The organism is Bradyrhizobium sp. WSM3983 (assembly GCF_000473045.1).
GTDB lineage: Bacteria > Pseudomonadota > Alphaproteobacteria > Rhizobiales > Xanthobacteraceae > Bradyrhizobium.
On sequence record NZ_KI421489.1, the window covers coordinates 50103 to 74434 of the forward strand.

At 64.9% G+C, this 24332-nt stretch carries 29 protein-coding genes; 14 read left to right on the forward strand and 15 right to left on the reverse strand.

Annotation, left to right across the window (positions count from 1 at the left end):
* Positions 1-7: 7 nt before the first annotated feature.
* From mepA to modC, 5 genes are all read left to right on the forward strand, one after another.
* Positions 8-952 carry a penicillin-insensitive murein endopeptidase gene (mepA, locus tag YUA_RS0140965; protein ID WP_027535807.1) on the forward strand — a complete coding sequence of 315 codons (945 nt, stop codon included), beginning with the start codon at positions 8-10 and terminating at the stop codon, positions 950-952.
* A gap of 346 nt (positions 953-1298) precedes the next feature.
* Positions 1299-1802 carry a hypothetical protein gene (locus tag YUA_RS0140970; RefSeq protein WP_027535808.1) on the forward strand — a complete coding sequence of 168 codons (504 nt, stop codon included), beginning with the start codon at positions 1299-1301 and terminating at the stop codon, positions 1800-1802.
* A gap of 185 nt (positions 1803-1987) precedes the next feature.
* Positions 1988-2773 carry a molybdate ABC transporter substrate-binding protein gene (gene modA / locus YUA_RS0140975; RefSeq protein WP_027535809.1) on the forward strand — a complete coding sequence of 262 codons (786 nt, stop codon included), beginning with the start codon at positions 1988-1990 and terminating at the stop codon, positions 2771-2773.
* Between the two features lie 13 nt (positions 2774-2786).
* A complete protein-coding gene (gene modB / locus YUA_RS0140980; protein ID WP_027535810.1) occupies positions 2787-3482 on the forward strand; it encodes a molybdate ABC transporter permease subunit in 696 nt (231 codons plus the stop codon).
* Between the two features lie 2 nt (positions 3483-3484).
* On the forward strand, positions 3485-4147 hold the full coding sequence (gene modC, locus YUA_RS0140985) for a molybdenum ABC transporter ATP-binding protein (RefSeq protein WP_027535811.1): 663 nt from the start codon (positions 3485-3487) through the stop codon (positions 4145-4147).
* Positions 4148-4228: 81 nt separating this feature from the next.
* Here modC and YUA_RS0140990 read toward each other — a convergent pair whose 3' ends face one another.
* Entirely contained in the window at positions 4229-4489 is a 261-nt protein-coding gene (locus tag YUA_RS0140990; RefSeq protein ID WP_027535812.1) for a PepSY domain-containing protein, read from the reverse strand.
* Positions 4490-4660: 171 nt separating this feature from the next.
* The gene (locus YUA_RS0140995) at positions 4661-6454 is read right to left on the reverse strand and encodes a potassium/proton antiporter (RefSeq protein WP_027535813.1); all 1794 of its coding nucleotides are present in this window, start codon (positions 6452-6454) and stop codon (positions 4661-4663) included.
* Positions 6455-6668: 214 nt separating this feature from the next.
* Between YUA_RS0140995 and YUA_RS0141000 the strand changes: the two genes are divergently transcribed.
* Positions 6669-7985 carry a mechanosensitive ion channel family protein gene (locus tag YUA_RS0141000; protein WP_027535814.1) on the forward strand — a complete coding sequence of 439 codons (1317 nt, stop codon included), beginning with the start codon at positions 6669-6671 and terminating at the stop codon, positions 7983-7985.
* Positions 7986-8119: 134 nt separating this feature from the next.
* Entirely contained in the window at positions 8120-8938 is an 819-nt protein-coding gene (gene map / locus YUA_RS0141005) for a type I methionyl aminopeptidase (protein ID WP_027535815.1), read from the forward strand.
* Positions 8939-8958: 20 nt separating this feature from the next.
* Here map and YUA_RS0141010 read toward each other — a convergent pair whose 3' ends face one another.
* The 3 genes from YUA_RS0141010 to YUA_RS0141020 form a co-directional block, all read right to left on the reverse strand.
* Positions 8959-9876 (reverse strand): sigma-70 family RNA polymerase sigma factor, encoded by a 918-nt coding sequence (locus YUA_RS0141010; RefSeq protein ID WP_371259953.1) that lies wholly within the window; start codon positions 9874-9876, stop codon positions 8959-8961.
* Between the two features lie 66 nt (positions 9877-9942).
* The gene (locus tag YUA_RS0141015; protein ID WP_051383650.1) at positions 9943-10383 is read right to left on the reverse strand and encodes an antibiotic biosynthesis monooxygenase; all 441 of its coding nucleotides are present in this window, start codon (positions 10381-10383) and stop codon (positions 9943-9945) included.
* A gap of 104 nt (positions 10384-10487) precedes the next feature.
* Complete coding sequence (locus YUA_RS0141020) at positions 10488-11738, reverse strand: serine hydrolase (protein WP_084293204.1); 1251 nt, start codon at positions 11736-11738, stop codon at positions 10488-10490.
* 297 nt (positions 11739-12035) lie between these two features.
* On the opposite strand from YUA_RS0141020, the gene radC reads away from it, so the two are divergent.
* The 5 genes from radC (at position 12036) to YUA_RS0141050 (ending at position 14863) form a co-directional block, all read left to right on the forward strand.
* Positions 12036-12749 (forward strand): DNA repair protein RadC, encoded by a 714-nt coding sequence (gene radC / locus YUA_RS0141025; RefSeq protein ID WP_027535819.1) that lies wholly within the window; start codon positions 12036-12038, stop codon positions 12747-12749.
* Positions 12750-12820: 71 nt separating this feature from the next.
* Complete coding sequence (locus YUA_RS0141030) at positions 12821-13168, forward strand: DUF6883 domain-containing protein (protein ID WP_027535820.1); 348 nt, start codon at positions 12821-12823, stop codon at positions 13166-13168.
* The gene (locus YUA_RS0141035; protein WP_027535821.1) at positions 13165-13389 is read left to right on the forward strand and encodes a DUF4926 domain-containing protein; all 225 of its coding nucleotides are present in this window, start codon (positions 13165-13167) and stop codon (positions 13387-13389) included. Before YUA_RS0141030 ends, YUA_RS0141035 begins: the two co-directional genes overlap by 4 nt.
* 33 nt (positions 13390-13422) lie before the next feature.
* A complete protein-coding gene (locus tag YUA_RS49590; protein ID WP_084293246.1) occupies positions 13423-13842 on the forward strand; it encodes a hypothetical protein in 420 nt (139 codons plus the stop codon).
* A gap of 199 nt (positions 13843-14041) precedes the next feature.
* A complete protein-coding gene (locus tag YUA_RS0141050) occupies positions 14042-14863 on the forward strand; it encodes a DUF4239 domain-containing protein (protein ID WP_027535822.1) in 822 nt (273 codons plus the stop codon).
* Here YUA_RS0141050 and YUA_RS0141055 read toward each other — a convergent pair.
* Positions 14860-15264: a VOC family protein gene (locus YUA_RS0141055; protein ID WP_027535823.1), complete on the reverse strand. Its 405-nt coding sequence runs from the start codon at positions 15262-15264 to the stop codon at positions 14860-14862. The two genes, YUA_RS0141050 and YUA_RS0141055, sit on opposite strands and share 4 nt — an antisense overlap.
* Before the next feature lie 25 nt (positions 15265-15289).
* Positions 15290-15871, reverse strand: coding sequence for a TetR/AcrR family transcriptional regulator (locus YUA_RS0141060; protein ID WP_027535824.1), 582 nt, complete (start codon positions 15869-15871; stop codon positions 15290-15292).
* Positions 15872-16031: 160 nt separating this feature from the next.
* On the opposite strand from YUA_RS0141060, the gene YUA_RS0141065 reads away from it, so the two are divergent.
* A complete protein-coding gene (locus YUA_RS0141065; RefSeq protein WP_027535825.1) occupies positions 16032-16457 on the forward strand; it encodes a hypothetical protein in 426 nt (141 codons plus the stop codon).
* Between the two features lie 79 nt (positions 16458-16536).
* Here the strand turns inward: YUA_RS0141065 and YUA_RS0141070 are convergent, their stop codons facing one another.
* Both YUA_RS0141070 and YUA_RS0141075 read right to left on the reverse strand, forming a co-directional pair.
* Positions 16537-16842 (reverse strand): YMGG-like glycine zipper-containing protein, encoded by a 306-nt coding sequence (locus tag YUA_RS0141070; protein WP_027535826.1) that lies wholly within the window; start codon positions 16840-16842, stop codon positions 16537-16539.
* Between the two features lie 153 nt (positions 16843-16995).
* Entirely contained in the window at positions 16996-17370 is a 375-nt protein-coding gene (locus YUA_RS0141075) for a hypothetical protein (protein ID WP_027535827.1), read from the reverse strand.
* A gap of 283 nt (positions 17371-17653) precedes the next feature.
* Between YUA_RS0141075 and YUA_RS0141080 the strand changes: the two genes are divergently transcribed.
* Positions 17654-19051: a peptidoglycan-binding protein gene (locus tag YUA_RS0141080; protein WP_027535828.1), complete on the forward strand. Its 1398-nt coding sequence runs from the start codon at positions 17654-17656 to the stop codon at positions 19049-19051.
* Here YUA_RS0141080 and YUA_RS0141085 read toward each other — a convergent pair.
* From YUA_RS0141085 to YUA_RS0141110, 6 genes are all read right to left on the reverse strand, one after another.
* Complete coding sequence (locus YUA_RS0141085; protein WP_027535829.1) at positions 19048-20328, reverse strand: RNA polymerase sigma factor; 1281 nt, start codon at positions 20326-20328, stop codon at positions 19048-19050. The two genes, YUA_RS0141080 and YUA_RS0141085, sit on opposite strands and share 4 nt — an antisense overlap.
* Before the next feature lie 31 nt (positions 20329-20359).
* The gene (locus YUA_RS0141090) at positions 20360-20767 is read right to left on the reverse strand and encodes a YciI family protein (protein ID WP_027535830.1); all 408 of its coding nucleotides are present in this window, start codon (positions 20765-20767) and stop codon (positions 20360-20362) included.
* A gap of 141 nt (positions 20768-20908) precedes the next feature.
* Positions 20909-21601, reverse strand: a complete 693-nt coding sequence (locus tag YUA_RS0141095) for an AprI/Inh family metalloprotease inhibitor (RefSeq protein WP_027535831.1) — start codon at positions 21599-21601, stop codon at positions 20909-20911.
* The gene (locus tag YUA_RS0141100; protein ID WP_027535832.1) at positions 21601-22590 is read right to left on the reverse strand and encodes a 2-hydroxyacid dehydrogenase; all 990 of its coding nucleotides are present in this window, start codon (positions 22588-22590) and stop codon (positions 21601-21603) included. Before YUA_RS0141100 ends, YUA_RS0141095 begins: the two co-directional genes overlap by 1 nt.
* Positions 22590-23408 (reverse strand): ABC transporter permease, encoded by an 819-nt coding sequence (locus YUA_RS0141105; protein ID WP_027535833.1) that lies wholly within the window; start codon positions 23406-23408, stop codon positions 22590-22592. The genes YUA_RS0141100 and YUA_RS0141105 overlap by 1 nt, the downstream gene beginning before the upstream one ends.
* Positions 23405-24220 (reverse strand): ABC transporter ATP-binding protein, encoded by an 816-nt coding sequence (locus YUA_RS0141110; RefSeq protein ID WP_027535834.1) that lies wholly within the window; start codon positions 24218-24220, stop codon positions 23405-23407. Before YUA_RS0141110 ends, YUA_RS0141105 begins: the two co-directional genes overlap by 4 nt.
* Positions 24221-24332 lie beyond the last annotated feature (112 nt).

Sequence of the window (24332 nt, forward strand, 5' to 3'; positions counted from 1 at the left end):
CATCAGCATGAGTCCCCGCCGCATCGCCCCTCTCCTGCTTATGATGACGCTCCTGGCCGCCGGCGGCGCGCTGGCCCAGGACAAGGGCAGCGTGAACCCAAAACCGTTGCCGCCGCTCGCCAATCCGAACGATCCCAAGATCGGCGCCAAGGAGCTGTTCGCGCGCAAGCTCCTGCCCTCGGCGGGGCCGGCGCATGTCATCGGCTCCTATGTGAAGGGCTGCATCGGCGGCGCGCAACAGATGCCGCTCAATGGCGACAATTGGCAGGTGATGCGCCTGTCGCGTCACCGCAATTACGGCCATCCCGACATGATCGCGCTGATCAAGCGGCTCGCGGCCAAGGTGCACAAGGACGCGGGCTGGCCGGGTATCCTGGTCGGCGACATCGGCCAGCCGCGCGGCGGGCCGGCACTATCCGGCCATGCCAGCCATCAGATCGGGCTCGATGCCGACATCTGGCTGACGCCGATGCCGGACCGTCGGCTCTCGCGCGAGGAGCGCGAGGAGATGTCGGCGGTGATGATGGTGCGCGAGGACCGGCTCGACATCGATCCGAAAGTGTTCACGCCGAGCCATGTGCTGGTGCTGCGCGATGCGGCGCAGGAGCCGGCGGTGCAGCGCATCTTCGTCAATCCCGCGATCAAGAAGGCGCTGTGCCGCGAGGCCAAGGGCGACCGCTCCTGGCTGTCAAAAATCCGACCGTGGTGGGGCCACGACTATCATTTCCACATCCGCATGCGCTGCCCGGCGGGCGCCAGCGAATGCCAGGGACAGCCGTCGCAATCCGATGACGAAGGCTGCAAGCCCTCCGATCTCGCCTACTGGTTCAGCGAGGGCGTGCTGCATCCAAAGCCGCCGCCGGAGCCGCCGAAGCCGAAACCACCGATGACGCTGGCGCAGATGCCGGCGGCCTGCAAAGCCGTGCTGCGCGCGGGCGATGCGAAGCCGTAGGATTTGCGAGCGGGAACGCTGGTGCCAACCCACCGCCGTCGTCCCGGCGAAGGCCGGGACCCATACGCCGAGGGAGAAGTCGTCGGACGAAGTGGTCACTCCGAGTCATCGCAAAACCACGGCCTGTGGTCATGGGTCCCGGCCTTCGCCGGGACGACGAGTGGAGAGATTGTGCCGTTTCGCTTGCCCGGAATGACGAACTAGTTGGTTGGTCGTCCCTCTCAAATGAGCTAGGATCGCGCTGCCGCTGGCCGTAAGCACGCGGCATTCCGGGATGCGCATCCCGTTCACTGACGAAGCTTGACTGCAAGCCCGCGTCCTCGCGTGGCCAATGATGGGATTTGACATGCGCGTCCTCGCTCTCCTTGCCGTGCTCATGTTCGGCGCGACCTCCGCTCTGGCTGCCGAAGAGCCGAGCGGCTGCGACAAGTTCAAATGGCCGATCGAGCGCGACCGCGCCGCGCTGACCGCGCCGGACCGCGCCAAGCTCGCCTCGGGAAGCGAACAGGCCGCGGTCCCGTCATCGGCGATCACGCTGGGCCTGGTCGCGCCTCAGGAGGCAAAGCTGCCCTCGCCGCCGGAGCGGGCGCCGAAGGACGGCACCTTTGCCGGCTTCACAAGCATCAAGGCGGCCAAGGCCGGGCTCTACACGATCAGCCTGTCCTCAGGCGCCTGGGTCGATCTGGTCCAGGACGGGCATTTCCTCAAACCGGTCGCCTTCAGCGGCGCGACCGATTGCGACGGCATCCGCAAGACCATGAAATACGAGCTCTCGGACAAGCCCTTCGTGCTCCAAATCAGCGGCGCCAAGGACAATTCGCTCTCGATTTCGATCCTGCCGGCGCAATAGATTAGACAAACGGGCGCCTTTGACCTGAGGCGCCGGCCTGCTATCTTCGAGGCTAGCGATATCCCAGCCGGCCGTAAGCCGTTGCGGGGACACGTGGAACAGCGCTTCCGCCGGTCGCGATCGAACCCACCAACGCCAGATTTGCGCGTGCGTTTGCGCGCGCGGGCTCGCACGGAGCGCCATCCATGTATCGTATCGCCGGACTTTTCACCGCCTTCGTCATGCTCGCGGGCACGAGCCTTTCGCCTGCCAGCGCCGAGGACAAGACCATCACGGTCTTCGCCGCGGCGTCGATGAAGAACGCGCTCGACGAGGTCGATGCCGCCTACACCGCCAAGACCGGCATCAAGTTCAGCGTCAGCTATGCCGCGAGCTCGGTGCTCGCCAGGCAGATCGAGCAGGGCGCGCCGGCCGACGTGTTCGTCTCGGCCGACACCGACTGGATGGACTACGCGACTTCCAAGAAGACCATCAACGAGCCGACCCGCGTCAACCTGCTCGGCAACAGTATCGTGCTGATCGCACCGAAGGACTCCAAAATCGACAACGTCACCATCGCGCAAGGTTTTGACCTCGCAAAACTCGCCGGCGACGGCAAGATCGCGACCGGCGACGTCAAGTCGGTGCCAGCAGGCAAATACGCCAAGGCCGCGCTGGAGAAGCTCGGCGCCTGGCAGGCGGCGGAGCCGAAATTCGCCATGGCCGAGAGCGTGCGCGCTGCGCTGACGCTGGTGGCGCGTGGTGAAGCCAATCTCGGCATCGTCTATTCCACCGACGCCAAGGTCGAGCCCGGCGTGAAGATCGTCGGCATCTTCCCGGCGGATTCGCATCCGGCGATCATCTATCCGGTTGCGGCGACCACGACTGCGAAGCCCGAGACCAACGATTATCTTGCCTTCCTGCGCACGTCGGCGGCCAAGACCATTCTGGAAAAATACGGGTTCAAGTTCCTGATCAGCCCCACCACCTGATTTCTGCGACTTGATGCTCGACATCTCTCCCGCGGAATGGACGGCGATCCTGCTCTCGCTCAGGGTCGCCGTCATCGCGACGCTGGTGGCAACGCCGTTCGGCATTGCCCTGGCGTGGCTGCTCGCCCGCAAGGATTTTTGGGGCAAGTCATTCCTTGACGCCGTCGTGCATCTGCCGCTGGTGCTGCCGCCGGTTGTGACCGGCTATCTCCTGCTCCTCACCTTCGGCCGCCGCGGCCTCGTCGGCGCTTTCCTCGCCGATCATCTCGGTATCGTCTTCGCGTTCCGCTGGACCGGTGCAGCGCTCGCCTGCGGCGTGATGTCGTTTCCGCTGCTGGTGCGCCCGATGCGGCTGTCGATCGAGGCGATCGACCGCCGGCTCGAACAGGCCGCCGAGACGCTCGGTGCGGCGCCGCTCAAAGTGTTCTTCACGGTGACGCTGCCCTTGGCGCTGCCCGGCGTGCTCGCCGGCATGGTGCTCGGCTTTGCCAAGGCGATCGGCGAGTTTGGCGCGACCATCACCTTCGTTTCCAACATTCCCGGCGAGACCCAGACGATTTCGTCGGCGATCTATTCGCTGATCCAGACGCCGGACGGAGACGCGGCTGCAGGGCGGCTCGTGATCGTCTCCGTGATCCTGGCACTAGGCGCGCTGATCGCCGCAGAATGGTTCGCCCGTCGCGCCACGCAGCGATTGCACGGAAACTGACCATGCTGCGGGTCGATGTCGAAAAACAGCTCGGCGAATTCTCCCTCTCGGCATCCTTCGAGAGCGAGGGCCGTGTCACCGGCCTGTTCGGCGCCTCCGGTGCCGGCAAGAGCTCGCTGATCAACATGATCGCAGGCCTGCTGCGGCCCGACCGCGGCACCATCGTCATCGACGGCGAGACCGTCGACGACACCGCAGCCGGCATCCATGTGCCGACCTGGCGCCGCCGCATCGGCTATGTGTTCCAGGATGCGCGGTTGTTTCCGCATCTCAACGTCGCGCAAAACCTCGACTATGGACGGCGGATGAACCGCCTTGCGGCCGATCCGGCGCAACGTACGCGCGTCGTCGAGTTGCTCGACATCGGCGCGCTGCTTGATCGCCGTCCCGGAAAGCTTTCCGGCGGCGAGCGCCAGCGCGTCGCACTCGGCCGCGCGCTCTTGTCAAAGCCGCGTTTGCTGCTGCTCGACGAACCGCTCGGCGCGCTCGACGAGGCCCGCAAGGTCGAAATCCTGCCCTATCTGGTCCGCCTGCGCGACGAAGCCAATGTCCCCATGGTCTATGTCAGCCACGACGTCGCCGAGCTGCGCCAGCTCGCGACGCAGATCGTGATGCTCAGGCAGGGCCGCGTGACGTCGTTCGGCGGGGTGAAGGTGCTGACGTGAGGCGGGCTGGCTGAACCTCCACCGCTGTCGTCCTGGCGAAAGCCACGACCCATACCGCGCGATCCATCGAACGTGCGTCAGTTACCAGCCGTGGTCGACGTTGCGCACATCGCCCGTTCGGGCGTCGACATCGACCTCCATCCAGCGGCCGCTGCGGTCGCGGCCCTCGATCTGCCATTCGTCGCCGGCGAACTCGGTGTGCGAAATCGTCATGACGCCGATGTCGGTCGCGACATCGAGCGCGGCCTGCATCGAGATCTGATCGCCCGTGTCATAGGCCATCGCCGGCGCCGCGGCCCCCAGGCCGATCGCGACGATGGCGGGCAGGATGAATTTGCGCATGGGTTGCTCCTGTCAGATGCGTTGACCGTTACGCGTGAGAAACGGATAGCGCCGCGAGACGTTCCGGAACCAGGAGTCACGAAGCCGCGCAAATTCTCGGCGGTTGCGGCGATTTGGTGGCGGTTTCTCGTCGTTCCGGGCGCGCGTAGCGCGAGCCTGGAATGACGGAAACTACACCCCCGCCACCGAGGTCCATAGCTCCGCCAGCTTGCGCCGCAGCACCTGGCTGCGGGTCAGCGGCGCCGGCGTTTCGTCCTCTTCCGGCAGGCGGAGGCCGACGACGTTGACGCGGCCGCCGGAGATGCTGCGCGCCACGAGCACGATGGTGTCAAGCGCGAGCTCGGCGCCTTCCTTCGGCGCACGGTCGAGATGGACGTCGAAATAATCGGCGAGCGTGAGCTTGCCGTCTTCCTCGCCCACCTTCACGCCGTAGATCTCGGCGAGCTCGGCGAGCGTGTGCTCGCCCGACACCATGAAGTCGCCGAGCAGGTGCGGATCCGGCTCCGTGCTCGGCTGCATGTCGACGAAGAAGCGATCGAGCGCCTCGGCTTTTTCCGGAGGCGCCAGCAGATAGATGTAATCGCCGGGCGCGATCGGCTCGGCTTCCACAGGCGTCAGGATGCTCTCTTTGCGGATCACAAGCGTCGGCTTCGACCAGGACGGGATCAGGCCGCGGCGAAAATACAGGCTCTTGGGCCGCACCGGATAGCCGACCAGCTGCTGCTCGAGCTGGCCGGGCAGATCAAGTTCGACGCGCCGCGGACCGCGCTCGGCGCGCGGCAGCGCCACGTGCAGCTTGCGCGCGGCGGGCGCCAGCGTCCAGCCTTGCAGCAGCAGCGAGATGATCACGACGACGAAGGCGACGTCGAAATAGAGATAGGCCTTCGACAGGCCGACCAGCATCGGGATCGACGCCAGGAAGATCGCGACCGCGCCGCGCAAACCGGTCCAGGCAATGAAGATCTTTTCGCGCCAGTTGAAGCGGAACGGCGCCAGGCACACGAACACCGCGATCGGCCGCGCCACCAGCATCAGGACGAAGGCGACGCCGATCGCCGGCAGCACGCTGGAGCCCAGCCGGCTCGGCGACACCAGAAGGCCGAGCAGCACGAACATCACGATCTGCGCCAGCCAGGTCGCGGCATCGAGAAACGCCACCACCGAATTATGCGCGCGCGTCGGCCGGTTGCCGATGATGATGCCGGCGAGATAGACGGCGAGGAAGCCCGAGGCATGCATGATCTGCGAGCCGCCGAAGATTACGAGCGCGGCCGTGGTCACGAACGGCGCATGCAGTCCCTGCGGCAGCGCGACCTTGTTGAGCCCGATGACGACGAGACGTCCGCCAAGGAAGCCGACGACAGCGCCCAGCACCGCCTCTTGCAGGAACTCCACCACCACATGGCCGGGCGAGCTCGAGCCCAGCGAGATGTACTCGACCAGCATCAGGGTGAGGAAGATCGCGAAGGGATCGTTGGTGCCGGATTCGGCCTCCAGCGTCGCGCCGACGCGCGGGCGCAGGCGCAGGCCCTGGGTGTGCACCAGCAGGAACACGGCGGCGGCGTCGGTCGAGGCGACCACCGCGCCGACCAGCAGCGACTCCGTCCAGTTGAGATCGAGCGCGTATTTCGCGAACGGCGCTGTGATCAGCGCGGTCAGGAGCACGCCGACGGTCGCGAGCACAACGGAGGGCGCGAGCACGGTGCGGATGCTGGCAAAGCGCGTCTTCAGCCCGCCGTCGAACAGGATCAGGGCCAGCGCCACCGAGCCGACCAGATAGGTCGTGCCGACGTCGTTGAACTGGAGCTGGCCGGGACCTGAATCGCCCGCCAGCATGCCGATCGCGAGGAAGACCAGCAGCAGCGGCGCGCCGAAGCGCAGCGCGAGCAGGCTCGACAGGATACCGGCCATCACCAGGACGGCGCCGAGCAGAATGGCGATGCTGAAAGAATCGAGGGAAGCCATCCACCTTCCGGGTACAAATCGCTGGAATTGCATCCTTATCGTCGCCGCACCGGCGCGCCAACCCATTTTCTCCCGCTCGCGGCAATCGGCCCGTATTTTGCGGCCTTAACGCGCTTCACTTCGCGGTGTATCGATGGCCCGGCCGCTTCCTTTGTGGGATTCTGCGGCGCCTTCGAATCAAACCCTCCCGCCCGCATCCCGACGAGACCGCCCGATGGACATGGACCTCAAAGACGTCATGGAGTTCGTGCAGACCACCGCGCGCAGCGTCGGGGCGGAAATCTCCTCGCCCTGGTTCTACCTGCAATTCGGGCTCATTCTGGCGGCGTCCGGGGTCGCCTATGCGGCGGAGGCCGCCATTCGCAACCGGGTCGACATGACCTCGCTGGCGATGCGCTGGCCGCTGCCGCTCCGGCACTTCGCCCGCGTGATGGTCTCCAGCGGCTCGACGGCGGTGTTCACCCTGCTCGTGATCATATCCCGCGTGGTGATGTATCACGCGACCTGGCCGAGCCGCAGCTATCTGCTGATGGTCGCCGCCAAGCTGGGGCTCGCCTGGCTCGCGATCCGGCTCCTGACCTCGGTGCTGCGCAACGCCTTCATCGTCAAGCTGGTGTCGGTTGCGGCATGGTTCGTCGCCGCGCTGTCCATCCTCGGCCAGCTCGACACTACGGTCGATCTGCTGGACTCCTACGCGATCGTGCTCGGCGGATTGCGGCTGACGCCGCTTCTGGTGCTCAAGGCCGGCGCGCTGTTGATCCTCGCACTCTGGCTCACCAACATCGCCAGCAATTTCGCCGAGAGCAAGATCAACTCGGCGACGGACCTGACACCGTCGGTCCAGGTGCTGCTGGTGAAGATCATCCGCATCGGACTTCTTGCCGTCGCTATTGTCATTGCGCTCGGCACGGTCGGCATCAATCTCTCCGCGCTTGCGGTGTTCTCCGGCGCAGTCGGCGTCGGCATCGGTATCGGCCTGCAGAAGATCGTCGCCAACTTCATCTCCGGCATCATCCTGCTCGCCGACAAATCGGTGAAGCCGGGCGACCTCGTCACCATCGGCGACAACACCGGGCGCATCAGCGCGATGAAGACGCGCTATATTTCCGTTGCCGCCGGCGACGGCCGCGAATTCCTGGTGCCGAACGAGGATCTGGTGACGCAGAAGGTCGTCAACTGGACCTATACCGACAAGAACACGCTGGTGAAGATCGCCTTCGGCACCAATTACGACGCCGATCCAAGACTCGTGTGCAAGCTCGCCGCCGAGACCGCAGCCGCCCATCCGCGCGCGCAGAAGGGCAAGCCGCCGAACAGCATTTTGACCGAATTCGCCGAGGCCGGCATGAAGTTCTCGCTGACCTTCTGGATTGCGGACCCCGATGGCATGGACAATGTCAAAAGCGACGTGATGTTGGCGCTGTGGGACGCCTTCAAGCGCGAGGGCATCCGGGTTCCCTATCCGGTCCGCGAAATCCGCATCCGCGGCGGGGCGCTGCCGGTGGAAACCACCGTAGAAGTCCCGAATTGAGCCTGCTTTCGGGCGCATGGTGGCTAGGCTAAGCTTGCACCAAGCCCCGCGATCATTAAATTAGGGCCTGAAATCAAGCCTTTCCGCCCGCACCGAGACCGGGCCCAAAAAGACAAGCAGAAGACCAGACCCGCATGAGCTACGTCGAAGCCACCGATACCTCCCTGCGCAAGACCGGACAGATCAAGCTGCATGGGCCAGCCGCCTTTGCCGGCATGCGCAAGGCAGGTGCCCTGGTGGCGAAGTGCCTCGACGAGCTCACCGACATCGTCGGCCCCGGCGTGCCGACCGATCGCATCGACGAATTCGTCCGCGAGTACGCCTTCAGCCATGGCGCCTATCCGGCGACGCTGATGTATCGCGGCTATCGCTACTCGACCTGCACCTCGCTCAACCACGTGGTCTGCCACGGCATGCCCGGCGACCGTCCGCTGAAGGAAGGCGACATCGTCAATATCGACGTCACCTTCATCGTCGACGGCTGGTACGGCGATTCCAGCCGGATGTATGCGGTCGGCCCGATCGCCCGCAAGGCCGAGCGGCTGATCGAAGTGACCTATGAAGCGATGATGCGCGGCATCGCCGCCGTGAAGCCCGGCGCCACCACCGGCGACATTGGCCACGCCATCCAGAGTTTCGTCGAGCCGCAGGGCATGAGCGTGGTCCGCGATTTCTGCGGCCATGGCCTCGGGCGCATGTTCCACGACGAGCCGAACATCATCCATATCGGCCGGCCCGGTGAAGGCGTGCAACTCAAGCCCGGCATGTTCTTCACCATCGAGCCGATGATCAATCTCGGCAAGCCGCATGTGAAGATCCTGTCCGACGGCTGGACCGCGGTCACCCGCGACCGTTCGCTGTCGGCGCAGTTCGAGCACTCGGTCGGTGTGACTGCGACGGGCGTTGAGATATTCACGCTGTCGGAGCGGCATGGCGAGAAGCAGATCGGCTGATTGGTCGCCGTTCCGCGCCGTCAATCCAGCGTGAACAATTCCGCGCCTTCGATCGCATAGTGCGCGAACAGAAAATCCCGGATGTTGACGATGCTGCCGTTCTCCCAGTCGAGGAGCACGAAGTAGCGCGGCGGACCTGAGGGATCCTGCGGATCAAACATGATGATCGCAGGACGCCGGTCGACGAATCCGGGAACGCAATGCCAGGCGCTGGTCTGCGCATAACGCCCAAAGTACTCGCTGACGTCGCGGCGGCCGGCCCTGCGTATCCGGTTGACCATCTCCAGCCGCACGTCGTCGGCAAGCATGTCGCGCAACGAATCGAAGTCGCGGGCATTGAAGCGCTCGACATAGTGCATCAAGCGGGCGCGTTCGGCCGTCTCCAGTTCGGGAGGCCTGATGTCGTCGGATTCCTCCGCGAGCTCGCGCAGACGGACCCGCCCACGTTGCAGGGCGCCCTTGGTGGCAGGGACGCTACCGCCCATGATGGCGCAGACCTCGTCGACGGAATAGCCGAGCACGTCGCGCAGGATCACAGCACCTCGCTGCGTCACCGGCAGGCGCATGAAGGTCCCGAGGCTCGCAGATACGATCTCACGTTCGGTCACGGGGCTGGTCAGAGCGGCGATCATGTCGAGATCTTCATCGGAGTGCGCAGCGTTGTAGCGCGCGCGCCGGCGCAGAAAATCCAGCGCGGCGTTGTGGGCGATGCGAAACAGCCAGCCTTCCGGATTGTCCAGCGGCTCGGTCCGCGGCGCCGCCTCGATGGCCTTGAGCAGCGCCTCCTGCAGCACGTCCTCGCCGTCGATGACCGAGCCCGTCATGCGCGCGCAGTAACGATGCAGCTGCGGCCGCATTTCCACGGCAAGACGCTCGAGAATCTGCTGGGCGGTCTGTCGGACCGCCCCTGCGCCTTCGTTCGTCGCATCGTCTGCCAAGCAGGATCTCCCACTCACCGATAAGCGTGATATGTCAATCGGGGGCGAGGCGCTACTCGCCGAAGCTCAGGCATGATTGACCTCGACGACCTCGCACAGGATCGTCTCGGCCTTCGCGATCGCGGCAAGGCGCTGGATGTACGGCGCGAATTTCGGATCCTTGCGGAAGTTCTCGATATCCCCCGCGCTTCGCCATTGCGAGTAGTTGATGGCGCGCCCGCCCTCCTTGCCGGCGTGGACGCTGGACGAGATGAAGCCGGGCTGCTTGCTGAAAAAGGACTCAGTGCCCTCCTTCAGGAGCTGGACCAGCTTTTGCTGGTTATCCGGTTCGACCGTGAAGATGTTGACCAGCGTGGTGATGTCGCTGCCGATGCGGATGGTGGCTTCCATGTTCGAACTCCTGTTCTGGCTGTAGGACGGGACGATTTGAGCGGCGAGCAAGGCGCCGGCACTGACGCCGGTGGCAACGACAGCGCGACGCGACGGCACGGCTTTGATCTCTTGCATTGAGGTTCTCCTTTGCGAAAAGCTCTGCTGGCCGCTCGACGAGGCCCACAGCGCTGAGACGAACGAGGACGTGAAAAGGAAGCGGTCGGTGCGATTTTTTTCGCTTAGCCACTCCGCCCGTAGACGGCGTCGCGAATTTCGATCGGGAAGGCACCAAAACCGCCCTCCAGCCCCGTGTTGGTAAAGGCGATGACGGTCAGCCTCTCGACGGGGTCGACGAAAAAGCTCTGGCCATAGGCGCAGTTGAAGGTCCAGGTTCCCGTCGCCTGCGGCGATTTCGCCAACGCGCTGTCCTTCAGGACGAGGGCCCCGTAACCAAAGCCCCAGGCCGGAAGCCCCGTCGGCGTCAAATCGCCGATCTGGCTTGTCGTGATCTGGTGCACCGTCGACGCCTTCAGGACCGGCGCGCCGCCGAGGCGGAGCGCTTCGGCCAAGCGGGCGTAGTCGCCGGCCGTGCTGACAAGCCCGGCGCCGCCTGATGGGAACGACGCACGATCGAACGCGCGCGACGGGGACACGTGAATGATTCCGGCGCCCCGGAATGGCACGGGTTGCGGGTCTTGCATGCGCGACGGCTCCGGCTTGCCGTCGAGATAGGGCACCGCAAGCCGCGCTCCGTCGTCGACAAGGAAGGCCGTATCGCGCATCGCAAGCGGTGCCGTGACGAGGCGGCGAACTGCGTCCGGCAGCGGCTCACCGGCGGCCTTGGCGATCACGGCACCGAGCACGTCGGTCGCGAGTGAATAGCCCCATCGCGTGCCCGGCTCGTAGAGGAGCGGCGCGGCTGCGATACGGCGGATCTCCTCATCGAGGGTGATATCCGAACGGTCGAGGGCGTCGGAGATGCCCGCGCGCTGATAGGGCCCATCCGCCGGCTGCAGGAATCCATAGGAGAGCCCGGCTGTATGGGTGAGCAGATGATGGATGGTGAGGGCGGGGACCTTGCCGTCAGCGGTCTGCGGCCGGAAATCCGGCAGCCATTTTTGGACGGGGTCCTGCGGATCCAGCCGGCCGCGCTCGACCAGCGCCATGGCGGCGACCGAGACGATCGGCTTCGACAGCGACGCAAGGCGGAACATGGCGTCCTCGCGCATCGGCCGATCGGCCTCGCGATCGGCGTGGCCGGCCGCGCGGCGATAGACGATTTCACCGTCCTGCATCACCACCACAACGCTGCCGACGATGCGCCGCGCGGCAATGGCGCGATCTATCACCTGGTCGAGGTGCAGCGCGCGGTCGTCGGCCGTCGTTTCCGCTCGCGCGGTCCCGCCCAGCGCGGGTGCAGCGGCAGCAAGGGTCGCAGCGGCGCTTCGGGCAAGAATGGTCCGGCGTGTGAGGCTTACGAACGGCCACATCGGTTTGTCTCCATTGGGGAGCTGGGCCTGCCCGCCGGATGGCGTGCGAAATACGGCGAAGCTCACAATGGGGCAAGACGAACGGGACCAGCCATTCGGAACGGTGCTGCCAAGATTTTTTTCGCAGGGCGGGGCGAGCGCGGCGACGTCGCAACGCTGACACTCGACCCCAATCGCCGGGCAGACGACCGACGCGCGCCTTGCCCCTGCACTGCCGGCCGGCGCGGCGGTCGCGACCGCCGGCCCGTCGCAATTGACGGTTGCAAAAGCGGAGATCCCCGGCAATGCTGCCGGCCGATGCCCGCCAAAACCGACCAAGACGACAGCAAGCCCGAGGACACGCCGCATTATCTCGGCCATCGCGAACGGCTGCGCGAGCGCTTCTACAGCTCGGGCGCGGATGCGCTCAGCGACTACGAGCTCCTGGAGATGGCGCTGTTTCCGGCGCTGCCGCGGCGCGACACCAAGCCGCTGGCGAAGACGCTGATCAAGATCTTCGGCTCGTTCGCCGAGGTCGTCCACGCGCCGGTGGCACGGTTGCGGGAGATCGACGGCGTCGGCGAAGCCGCCATCAACCAGCTCAAGCTGATTGCGGCGGCCGCGCACCGTGTCGCCAAGGGCGAGGTCAACAGCCGCAACGCGCTGTCGTCCTGGAACGAGGTGATCGCCTATTGCCGCACCAGCATGGCCTTTGCCGACAAGGAGCAGTTTCGCCTGCTGTTCCTCGACAAGCGCAACCAGCTCATCGCCGACGAGGTGCAGCAGACTGGCACCGTCGACCACACGCCGGTCTATCCGCGCGAGGTGGTCAAGCGCGCGCTGGAGCTGTCGGCGACCGCGTTGATCCTGGTGCACAACCATCCCTCAGGCGATCCCTCCCCCTCGCAGGCCGATATCCAGATGACCAAGGCGATCATCGACATCGCCAAGCCGCTCGGGATTGCCGTGCATGATCACATCATCGTCGGCAAGAACGGACATGCGAGTTTGCGGGGGATGCGGTTAATCTGACCTGGAGCCGAATTGCGCTTCTCGGTTGTGCTAGGAATTTGAAACAGCGTCGACACGTTGAGCGAAGATGCATGCCACGGCTGTCTAATCTGGATCGTGCAGTCATCCCTGAGGCAAAGATCGCGGGTTATCTGTTGAGCCTCCGGCACCCCGGCGGGCGCGCGAAAGCACGATTCCTTGAGGGCTTCGGGTTTCGTGCCAAGGATTGGCGCAAGCTGCGTGATGCCATCATCGTCCACGCGACGGCAAACGACATCACTGCGTTGCACCAAACTCCATTCGGCACCGGATATGAGATCGACGGCCCGCTGCCGACACCAGACGGTCGTAACCCGATCGTTCGTGTGGTATGGTTTGTGGAGACGCAGGAAACTGCTCCTCGCCTGGTGACCTTGGTACCGAGGATTGTTGCTCGATGATCGATGAACTGGACCTCGTCGTCTTGAAACGCGATTTGCCCGCGGAGCGGCTAGCTGCCGGTGATGTTGGGACCGTCGTCTTGGTGCATCGGCACGGTGAAGGCTATGAGGTTGAATTCACGACGCTGTCGGGTGACACCGTTACGGTCGTGACCCTCGATGCGGCCGACGTGCGACCGGTCGAGCCACGCGAGATCGTTCATGCGCGTGCGGTGAGGTGACTGCTGGTGGCTGGGCAAAGAGTCGAATTCTCTGTGACCGCGACCATCCCGTGCACAAATGCGGTTCGTGATGAAATCTGGGATCGGCAAACTGCGTACGGAGCAGTCGAATACGCGGGCAACCCTACCCTCGGTCAGTGTTATCCGACCTCGCGAGTGGTGCAACATTACTATCCGGCAACCGAAATCATCAAGGGTAATGTCTGGACGGGTCAGAGAGAAGAAGTTCACTTTTGGAATGCTCTGCCTACTGGCGACTGCTGGTATCACATTGACTTCAGCTGGCAGCAATTTCCCGTAGGCTCAGTTGTCCGAGACTTCGTCGTGCTCGACCGTCAACAGTTGGTTGACAGTGAGGTCACGATCCAGCGTTGTTCTCTTTTGCTGAAGCGCGTCGAGAGTTACTTGCGAAATCTGAGTGCAACCGATCCTTGGCCAGATCAAAGCCCTTAAGTCACGCCTCGATCGCAATTGGCGCCCCTTCTGCCTGCAGCTAGTCTCGGGCTCGGGTTCACGAAACACGACATCTGCTGTTGGGCCCCAAGCCGCTCGGCATCGCCGTGCACGACCACATCATCGTCGGGAAGAGCGGACATGCCAGCCAGCGCAGGATGCGTTTGATCTCGGGCTTCGAATCACGTCACAAGGGACCATGAGCGATTGGCTGCACAACCAGCCGGTGCCCTTGATGGCGCTGGTGATCTTCGGCTTCACCTATCTGCTGGCGGCAGTGGTGTTCGTCTCCGTCGCGTTGGTGGCGACGGGGGAGCGCGCGAAAGCGCTGAAGGCGATCTCGCCCGGCATGCTGCCGGTGCTCGGCATCATTTTCGGCCTGTTCGTCGCCTTCACCGCGGCCCAGGTCTGGGGTGACAGCGACCGCGCCGGCGCCGCGGTGAGCCGCGAGGCCAGCGCGCTTCGCAGCGCCGTGCTGCTCGCCGCCGGCCTGCCGGCGGAGCAGGAAGCCAAGCTGCGCGGGCTGGTGCGTGACTATGTCGAGCAGGCCGTCACGGTGGAATGGCCGGAGATGGCGCATCAGGAGGCCTCCCTGAAGGCGACGCCGCCGGCGCTCGCCGAAGCCCTGCAGCTCGTCGTCACCATGGCGCCGCAGGGTCGGGCACAGGAGACCACGCAGCACGAGATCGTCGCCGCGCTGGAGCAGGCGCTGGATGCGCGGCGGCAGCGGATCATCGTCAGCCTGGCCTCGGTCAACTCGGTGAAATGGTGGTGCCTGTATCTCCAGGCCCTGTGCGAGCTGCTGGTGATCGGCTTCGTTCATTGCGACAACCGCCTGGGATCGGCGATCGCGATGGGCCTGTTTGCGACCGGCGTCGCCACCTCGGTGCTCCTGATCGCGGCGCATGACCGCCCGTTCACCGGCCAGATATCGATCTCGCCGGAGCCGCTGCGCCAGATCATGCCGGAGGCGCCCGGCGGGACGGAATTGACCGCGCCGGCAAACAGTCTTCGGCGCTAGGCGCGCGCCAGCGCGCAGTTCAGCATCCATTGCACACCGAAGCGATCGGTGAGCTTGCCATAATAGTCGCCCCAGGGCTGGATGCCGAGCGGCGTGGTGATCGTGCCGCCTTCGGCGAGACGCGCGAACAGGTCCGTCGTTGCCTCCTGATCATCCATCGCGAGGATATGGGCAGAGCCGCGCATTGGCTCGGCGTCGTCATTGTCCGATGCATAGAAGCAGATGCCGGGGCCTTCGAACTTCGCGTGCATGATCTTGCCCCGCATCGCGGGACTCCGCAGCGGCATGCCGGGCTCGCCGTGGCGCATGATCTCGGTGACGTTGCCGAGACCGCAGGCAGCGTAGAAGGCAAGCGCCGGCTCGCACTGGGTCGTAAAAAAGAGATAGTTCGACAGGCGCATATTTCGCACTCCTCGCTTGAATTGATCAGGTCTCTGCGCAGGCGTTGAGAGCGGCCACGCGGCAGGCGGATGCTATCGCGGCGCTGACGTCTCTGTCGGCGACCGCCCGGGCCATCGTGACACCGCCGGACAGGATCGAGAGCAGCGCCCAGGCGCGTGCGCGCCTCTCCTTGCGCGACCGGCCGGGGAGCCCGTCCGCAACCGCGGCCGCCACACGCTCGATCTCGGCCTCAAAAACCGATTTGATCCCGGCATCGGCGCGCTGGACCTCCGAGGTGAGACTCTGCAAGGCACAGCTCGATCCCAGCTCGCAGATCCGCTTTTGTCCGAGATAGAAGTCGACGAACACCTCGACCCATTTGGGACCGTGCTCGGCGCGCAAATTCTCGACTCCGATACGCAGCTCCTCAAGGCCCGCCACCAGCGCAGCCTTGAATGCCTCGCCCTTGGACGAGAAGTGCCCGTAGAATGCGCCGGAGGTGACCTCGGCCTCCTTGGCGAGACCGTCGACGCCGATGCCGCCAAAACCCTGGCGGCGGAAGCCACGGCCGGCAGCCGCGACCATGCGCGCGCGGGCCTCTTCCTTGTGACCGGACTTGTATCGCACCACCGCACCTTTTTACATAACGATCGCTATTTTAATGTTGACGGCATCGCCCGCTCCGTGCGAATGCAGTCACGATCGTTATATAACGATCGCAATATTATCGCAAGCCGCGATCGCAGCCGGCGTTCGCGGCGCTCACATCACGAAGGGAGCTTCAATCATGCCGATCACCGTCGTCGCCACGGATGGCATCTTCAGTGCCGCAGCCGAGAAAACCATGTTCGCCGAGCTGACCGCCTCGTTTCTCAGGCATCACGATCTGGCAGGCAATGCGTTCATCACGCCGAACGTGATCGGCGAAATCAGCACTATCCCGAAAGGCCGGTCCTTCGCCGGCGGGACGTCGAACGACATCGTCGTGGTCGAATTGAAAGTCCCGTCCTTCGGGCTGGCGGCGCCTGCGCAAAAGGCGGGCTTCGTCAAAGAGGCCACCGATATCGCGTTCAGGGCCGCGGAGGGCCGTCATCCGCGCGAGCGTATTTTCGTCAACATGGTCTATGCGGTGGACGGCCTGTGGGGCATCGGCGGCAAGGCCTACACCAATGCCGAGCTCGGCGACGCAGTCAGCCGCGCCAGCGCTGCTTAAGGCGCAGCGATCAGACATGCAGCGATCAGCAGACATGGAGGCGCCGGCGCGTGCGAGACGGCGCCGGCGCGGTGTCGGTTCAGTAGCAGTATCGCGGATCGACCGGGACGTAGCGGCCGTCCGGGCGCTGCATGTAGCAGCCGCGCTGATACGCGTAATAGCCGGACCGGCGGCGTTCGCCTTCCGAGGCGATCGCAGCACCCGTGCCGGCGCCGACGACTGCACCGATGGCCGCGCCGCGGCCACCGCCGAGCGCGCCGCCCAAGATCGCTCCGCCCACGCCACCGATGATGGCGCCGCCGACAGCGTCCTGCGCCATCGCGTCATGGACCGGGACAGCCATCGCGACCGAGAAACAAACTGCAATTCCAAGACGTCGAAGCATCCCGAATCCTCCCATCTGATGCGGCCAGTCATAGCGTTTGAAACGATCCCGGGCCAGAATAATCGCGTGAATCCGGCTCGCTTCCGCCCTTTACGTCACAAGGCCAGCCTGTCGCGACAACCAGCTGATGCCTCAGATCGAGGGCACGGCTGGTTACGGCTCGATCCAGCGCTGCACGGATTCTGCCGTATCTGCAGGTGTCGTGTTGAAGCAGATGGCCGCCTGCGGCGCCAGGCGGTGGACGAGGTTGAGCACCTTCTCGAACAGCAGCAGCCGCTCCTTCGGCTCGCGCAGGCCCGCACCGATGACGATGCAATCGAAGCGCTCGTCGCGCAGCGCCGCCGTCACGGCAGCTTCAGCGGCCGCGTCGAGATCGATCAGGCAGCTCGTGACCTCGTAGCCGAGGCCGCGCAGGCGCAGGAGCTGCGCCTCGATATAATTGCGCACGAGCGCCGGCGTGAGCTGCGGGAACGTGCTATAATCCGCATTGCCGGGTTCGATGCCGATCGCGAGGACGCGCTTGGCCATTGCAGAATCCCTGAGCCAGACCGTCTCCGTTGCTAACGGACGGCCGCCCGGCCGGTTCCCGGATTGCGGCTGACGGCCGCGCACTCGCGCGTACATCACTGGTATTGCGTCCTTTGACCGCAATCTTTCGCGCCGCACCTGTAAGCCATTTCACATGCGCTCCGGCGATGGCCTGCCACATTTGCCGAACCACGCCCAAAGCCTGTGCCCGCAGATGGCGGCACGCGGCTCACGCCTGATTTGCACAACGAACCGATAGTTTATCAATTCGCGGGAGCGGGAGATGGTGTCATACGAAAGCCTGAAGAGTGGGTATGAGAGGAACTGGGCCAATCTCGAGATCCGGCCCGTACGTCTTGGCGAGGCCAACGCGACGGCACGCAAGGCCATCAACGGCAAGGCAACCTATCAGCAGGTCGAACGGCTGACCGGTGTGCCCTGGTACTTCGTCGCGCTCTGCCACTATCGCGAGTCCAATTTCGATTTCGACACCTATCTCGGCAACGGCGAAACGCTGAAGCGCGTGACGTGCCTCGTCCCGAAAGGGCGCGGCCCGTTCGCCTCGTTCATCGACGGCGCCGTGGACGCGCTGAGGATCCAGCACTTCGTCGGCACGCAGGACTGGTGCATCGCGCGCACGCTGTACCGGCTCGAATGCTTCAACGGCCTCGGCTATCACGCCAAGGGCGTCAACTCGCCCTATCTCTACGGCGGCTCGACCCTTTACGGACCGACCGAGGCGAGGGGCGGCAAATTCGTCGCGGACCACGTGTTCGACTCGAACCATGTCGATTCCCAGCTCGGCACCGCGGTCATCCTGCATGCGATGATGTCGCTGGATTCCTCGATCACGCTCGACGACAGCCCGTCCATTGTCCCCCGTTCCGAGCCCGACGAGGACGTGGCGTCGTCGGTGCTGCTGATGCAGCAGACCCTCAACAAGCTGGGCGCCAATCCGCCGCTCGACGAAGACGGCATCAGCGGCCCCAAGACCAAGGCGGCGGTCTCGCAATTTCAGCAACAACACGCTCTCGAGGATACCGGCCTGCTCGACGGGACCACGATCGCCGCCATCACACGCGCGGGTGTGCAGCCGGTCCAGACGGCAAACGTCGATCTCTCCCAGATCCTGAGAAGGCTGGAAGGTCTCGCGCAATTGTTGCAAGGCGCGGGCGCGTCACCAGGAGCCGCACCATCTGGCGGTACGACATCCGGTGGCACGACGGTGGCCACCAACGATCCGATCGGACTGCTCGAACGGCTGTTCTCTCTCGTCAACAAGACAGCGCCCACACCCGGAACGACCGCTCCGACCAATCCCGCCCCCGTCGACCAGTTGAAGCCGGTGCTCGACCTGCTCGGCGTCCTGCTCAACAAGGACGGCAAGCCCGTGCTCGGCCAGGTCAACGGCGCGCTTGGCGAAACCATCGGCAATCTCCTGAACGGCAAGAAGACCGCGCTCGGTATCGGCGGCTCCCTCATCACCGCGCTGCTCTCCGCGGTGACGGCAAGCCCGAACGCCGGAGGCCTTGCCGGACTGTTCGGAACGATCGCCTCCGCGGTGCCGGGCCTGAGCCAATTCGCGCTTCCGATCTCGCTGGCGCTCACGGCCTGGGGCGTGCTCGGCAAGATGGAGAAATGGGCGCAGGGCACCGCGCCGCCGCCCAAGGCGACGGCCTAGACATCTTGAACCTGGAGCGCCGCGGCGCGGCGCTCCATCAGCGCGCGTTCACGCCCATTGGTCGCAAGATGTGCGGCAGCCTCGAACGCCTGCCGCGCCTCTGCGAGCCGGCCGAGCTTTTGCAGGAAATCACCACGAACCGCCGGCAGATGATGATAGGCCGCCAGCGCCGGCGCACCGGCGATCTCGTCCAGTACGTCAAGTCCGGCTTGCGGTCCCTCGGCCATCCCGACCGCCACCGCGCGATTGAGCTCGATGATCGGCGAGCGCACCAGCCGCGCCAGCTCGGCGTAAAGCTGCGCGATGCGCGGCCAGTCGGTATCTGCGGCCGTCTCCGCCGTGGCGTGACACGCCGCGATCGCAGCCTGAAGGGCGTAAAACCGTCCCTCGCCGCCGAGCTCGCCGGCACGTCGGAGCGAGCGCAGGCCGCGCCGAATCTGCGATTGATCCCAGAGCGAGCGATCTTGGTCCATCAGCAGAATGGGGGCGCCATTCGCGTCGGTGCGCGCACGCGCCCGCCCGGCATTCAAATCCATCAGGGCGACGAGGCCGTGAACCTCGGGCTCGTCCGGGGCGAGGCCGGCGAGCACCCGGCCCATGCGCAGCGCCTCGTCGCAGAGCTGCGGCCGCAGCCATTCATCGCCACGCGCCGCGAGGTAGCCTTCGTTGAAGATCAAATAGACCACCTCCAGCACCGAGGCGAGACGCTCCGACAGGGCCTCACCGGCCGGCGTCTCGTAGGCAAGGCCGGATCCCGACAACGTTCGCTTGGCGCGGACAATGCGCTGGGAGATGGTTGCTTCCGGCACGAGATAGGCGCGCGCGATTTCGGACGTGGTCAAGCCGCAGATCATGCACAGCGCCAGCGCCGCGCGCGCCTCGCGCGACAGGATCGGGTGGCAGGCGGTGAAGACCAGCCGCAACATTTCATCATCGATGTCGTCGTCGAGGCCGGCATCGAAATCGGGCACGATCTCCTGCTCCTGCAACATGTCGCGCGCCAGCATGTCATGCTTGTCCGCAAGCATCTTGCCGCGGCGCAAGACATCGAGCGCACGGCGCCTTGCGGTCGTCATGAGCCAGGCGCCGGGATTGTCGGGCACGCCGATGCTGGGCCAGGCCTCGAGCGCCGCAACCAGCGCGTCCTGGGTCAGCTCTTCCGCAAGCGGCACGTCGCGCAGCATCCGCGACAGCGTCGCGATCAGTCGTGGCTGCACAACGCGCCAAGTTGCGTGAATCGTAGCGCGGATGATCTGATCGATGTCGGCGGCCGTCATCGCCGCCGACCGGGACAAACTGTGCTGTCCATCAGGCGTGGGCGGCCACTCCTGACCGCGAATCGACCTCGCAGGCGGTGTCCACGCCCGGCGTGGCGAAGGCCCGCAGCTCGCAGGTCCCGTCCCAGCCCGGCATGTGATCGAGATGCAGCTGCATGAATTCCTTGGCCATCGCCAGGGCTTCCACCTTGTCGCGCAGCTCGAAAATGGCGTAGCCGCCGACCACTTCCTTGGCCTCGATGAAGGGGCCATCGATGACGCTGAGCTCGCCGTCGACGATCCGCACGCGTGCGCCTGTCGCAAGCGGCATCAGGCCGCCATTGTCGATCATCCGCCCGGCCTTGATTTCCCGCTCGGATATTTTCTGCATGGCCTCCATCAGCGCCGGAGACGGGCCCTTCATCGGCTGGCTGGAGGTGACGATGTACATGAAGCGCATGCAAAACTCCTGTTGAGGCGAGACGCGGCCGGTTCGGCCGCGCGATCAGCTCGCTATTGGGATGACGATCCAGCTGGGGCCGGATCGACATGGGTGCAGGAAAAATTGCGAGAGCAGAGAATTAAGAGGCCTAATCCGCGCCTATTGGCGCAGCATGATCAGGGGATCGGCCGTATCGGGAACCCGCCGCCATTGCGCGTTGTCGTCGGCCTCGAACTGCCAGACGTCGCCCGATTTCGACATCAGGAGGATCTGGCCGCGCTCGAGCCGCCATTGCGTCGGGTTGAACTGGGCGATGGCCGCATCGCATTTCGGCTTGAGGAAGACCTGGAAATTGTCCTGCTCGGCTTCCGTATTGGTCAGCGTCAATCCGCAGATCGGCTGGCCGTTGCCGCGCACCATCGCCCAGTCGCCGATCATCTGGTCCATTGACTTGGCCATCGAGCGGGCGGCGGCGAGGTCCTGCAGGATGTAGACGCCCTCGCCCTGCCGCAGGCCTTCGAAGATGCCGGCCTCGACCTCGGTGAAGTCGATCACGGATTCACCGGTCGCATCCTGCAAGCGGACGATGTCGAGACCTTTGATGCTCCAGGCCACGATATCCTTGGTGAAGGGCAGCGCGGTCTTGCAGGCCGGCTCCAGCTCCAGCTTGAAACCCTGCGCCACGGGATCGCCCTTGATCGTGACGACGCAGGTCTTGCTGCGCTCGGTGGTCGAGAGCTCCCACTGCCCGAGCATTTCCTTCTTGAGGGTCGTCGCATCCTGCGCGCGCGCAGCGCCGATCGCAGCGACAGTGGCCACGATCAGCAATGCAACGACCCGAAGAGCGATCATCAGCGCCCCTTGAACGGCGTTTCCGCAACCGGCGTCAGCGGCGCCTTGCCGGCGAACCAGGATTTGAGGTTGTCGACCACGAGCTGGTCCATGGCGTTACGCGTCACCACGGAGGCCGAGCCGATATGCGGCAGCAGCACCACGTTCTGCATGGTCTTGAGCTCGTCCGGCACAGTGGGCTCGGCCGCGAACACGTCGAGACCGGCGGCGAGGATGGTGCCTGATTTCAGCGCCTGGACCAGCGCCGGCTCGTCGACCACCGAGCCGCGCGCCACATTGACCAGCACGCCGCGCGGGCCTAGCGCCTTGAACACCTCGGCATTGATCATCTTGTTGGTCGAGGCGCCGCCCGGCACGATCACCATCAGCGTGTCCACCGCCTTCGCCATCTCGATCAGGTCAGGATAGTGCTTGTAGGAGACGTCCTTGGACGGATTGCGGGAGTGATAGACCACCGGCACCAGCGAGGCATCGAGCCGGCGCGCAATGGCCTGGCCGATCCGGCCCATGCCGACGATGCCGACCTTGCGGTCGCGCAGCGAGCCGACGCTGAGCGGATAGTTCTGCGTCTGCCAGAGACCGGAGCGAACGTAGCGATCGGCCTTGATGAATTCGCGCACGGTCGAAATCAGCAGGCCCATCGCGACGTCGGCGACCTCCTCGGTCAGCACATCAGGCGTGTTGGTGACGATGATGTTGTGCTCGGCCGCGTATTTGGCATCGATGTGGTCGTAGCCGACCCCGAAGCTTGCCACCATCTCGATCTTGGGCAGCTGCGACAGCGAATCCTTGTCGGCGCGGACCGTGTGATAGGTCACGGCGACGCCGCGGATCTTTTCGCGGACCGCTGGCGTCAGGCGTTCGAGGTCGCCTCGCGTCTCGGCCTTGTGCACGACGAAATGATCGGAAAACCCGTTCTCGAGGATCGGCCGCACCGGCCCATAGATCAGAAGGTCGATCTTGTCGGACGAAATCGAACCGGTAGACATCAGTTTTCCTTTCCAAGCGCGCTTTCATGCCAGCGCCGTAAAACGAGGTGGGAAACTAGCGCCAGCACCCCATAGATGACAATCCCGGCCAGCGACAACAAAAGCAGCGCTGCGAACATGCGGGGTATGTTCAATCGATAGCCGGATTCCGCGATCCGGTAGGCGAGCCCGGAGCCGGCGCCTGCCGTTCCCGCCGCGATCTCGGCCACGACCGCGCCGATCAGCGACAGGCCGCCGGCGATGCGGAGGCCGCCGAGAATATAGGGCAGCGCCGCCGGCAGCTTCAGGAAGCGCAGGGTTTGCGGCGGCGAGGCGCCGTAGAGCTGGAACAGGCCAGCGAGGTTGCGGTCGACCGAATTCAGCCCGAGCGTGGTGTTGGACAGCACCGGGAAAAAGGCGACGATGAAGGCGCAGACGACGACCGCGGTCTGCTGTTCCAGATAGATCAGGAGAAGCGGCGCGATCGCGATCACCGGCGTCACCTGCAGCACGACGGCATAGGGAAACAGCGAATATTCCACCCATTTCGACTGATTGAACAGCAGCGCCAGCGCGATGCCGCCGATGCTGGCCGCGATAAAACCTTCCAGCGTCGTCAGAAGCGTGGTCGCGAGCGATTGTGACAGCACCGCCCAGTCCTTGATCAGCGTCAGAAAAATCACCGACGGCGCCGGCAGCACGTAAGGCGGGATCTCCCGGATGCGGACAACGAGCTCCCAGGCGGCAAGGCCGGCCGCGAACACGACGACGGGCAGCACGAAGCGCACCGCGCTTTGCGCAGCTGACGGCTTTGCGGTGACGGGGGCTTGCGCGTTCATAGCATCGACTGTCCCGAATAGGACGGCGCCAGCGCGGCCGACACTTTCCTGCAATAATCGGAGTAAGCGGCCGAGGTACGAAACTCCTCGCCACGCGGCTCGACAGTCTCGATGCGGATATCCGCCTGGATGCGGCCGGGCCGCGCCGTCATGACCACGACGCGCTGCGATAGATAGACGGATTCGAACACCGAATGGGTGACGAAGATGACAGTCTTGCGAAGGCTGCGCCACAGCGCGAGCAGATCGTTGTTGAGGCGAAAGCGCGTGATCTCGTCGAGCGCCGCGAACGGCTCATCCATCAGGAGGATATCAGGGTCGGTGACGAGCGCGCGCGCGAGCGACACCCGCATCTTCATCCCGCCAGACAATTCGCGTGGAAAGGCGTCGGCGAAATCGGCAAGCCCCACGCTCGCCAGCGCTGCATCGGCCCGCGCCCGCCCTTCGGCCTTCGGGACGCCGCCGAGCTTCAGGGGCAGCCGCACGTTTTCGCGCACATTGGTCCAGGGCATCAGGGTCGGCTCCTGGAACACGAAGCCGATGCCATGGCCGCTTTGCGCCGGGCCTCCATGACGTGACATTCGCACTGTGCCGGATGACACTGCGCTGAGCCCCGCAATCAGTCTCAGCGCCGTCGACTTGCCGCAGCCGGACGGACCGAGCAGCGAGATGAACTCGCCTTTGCGGACCGCAAGGTCGAGCGGACCGAGCGCCATAACGCCATTGTCATAGGTCTTCGTTACGCCGCGCAGGCTGACGGCGAGAGCCGTCAGGCTGGCCTCGACCGTGGGCGAAGTTTTGCTCTCTACCATCGATCGGTGGCTGTGATGTGGGGGGACCGAGCTGCAACCTGCACCTCTCCCCACCGGGGAGAGGTCGCGCCGAAGGCGCGGGTGAGGGGGCTCAGGTCCCACGAGGGTACAC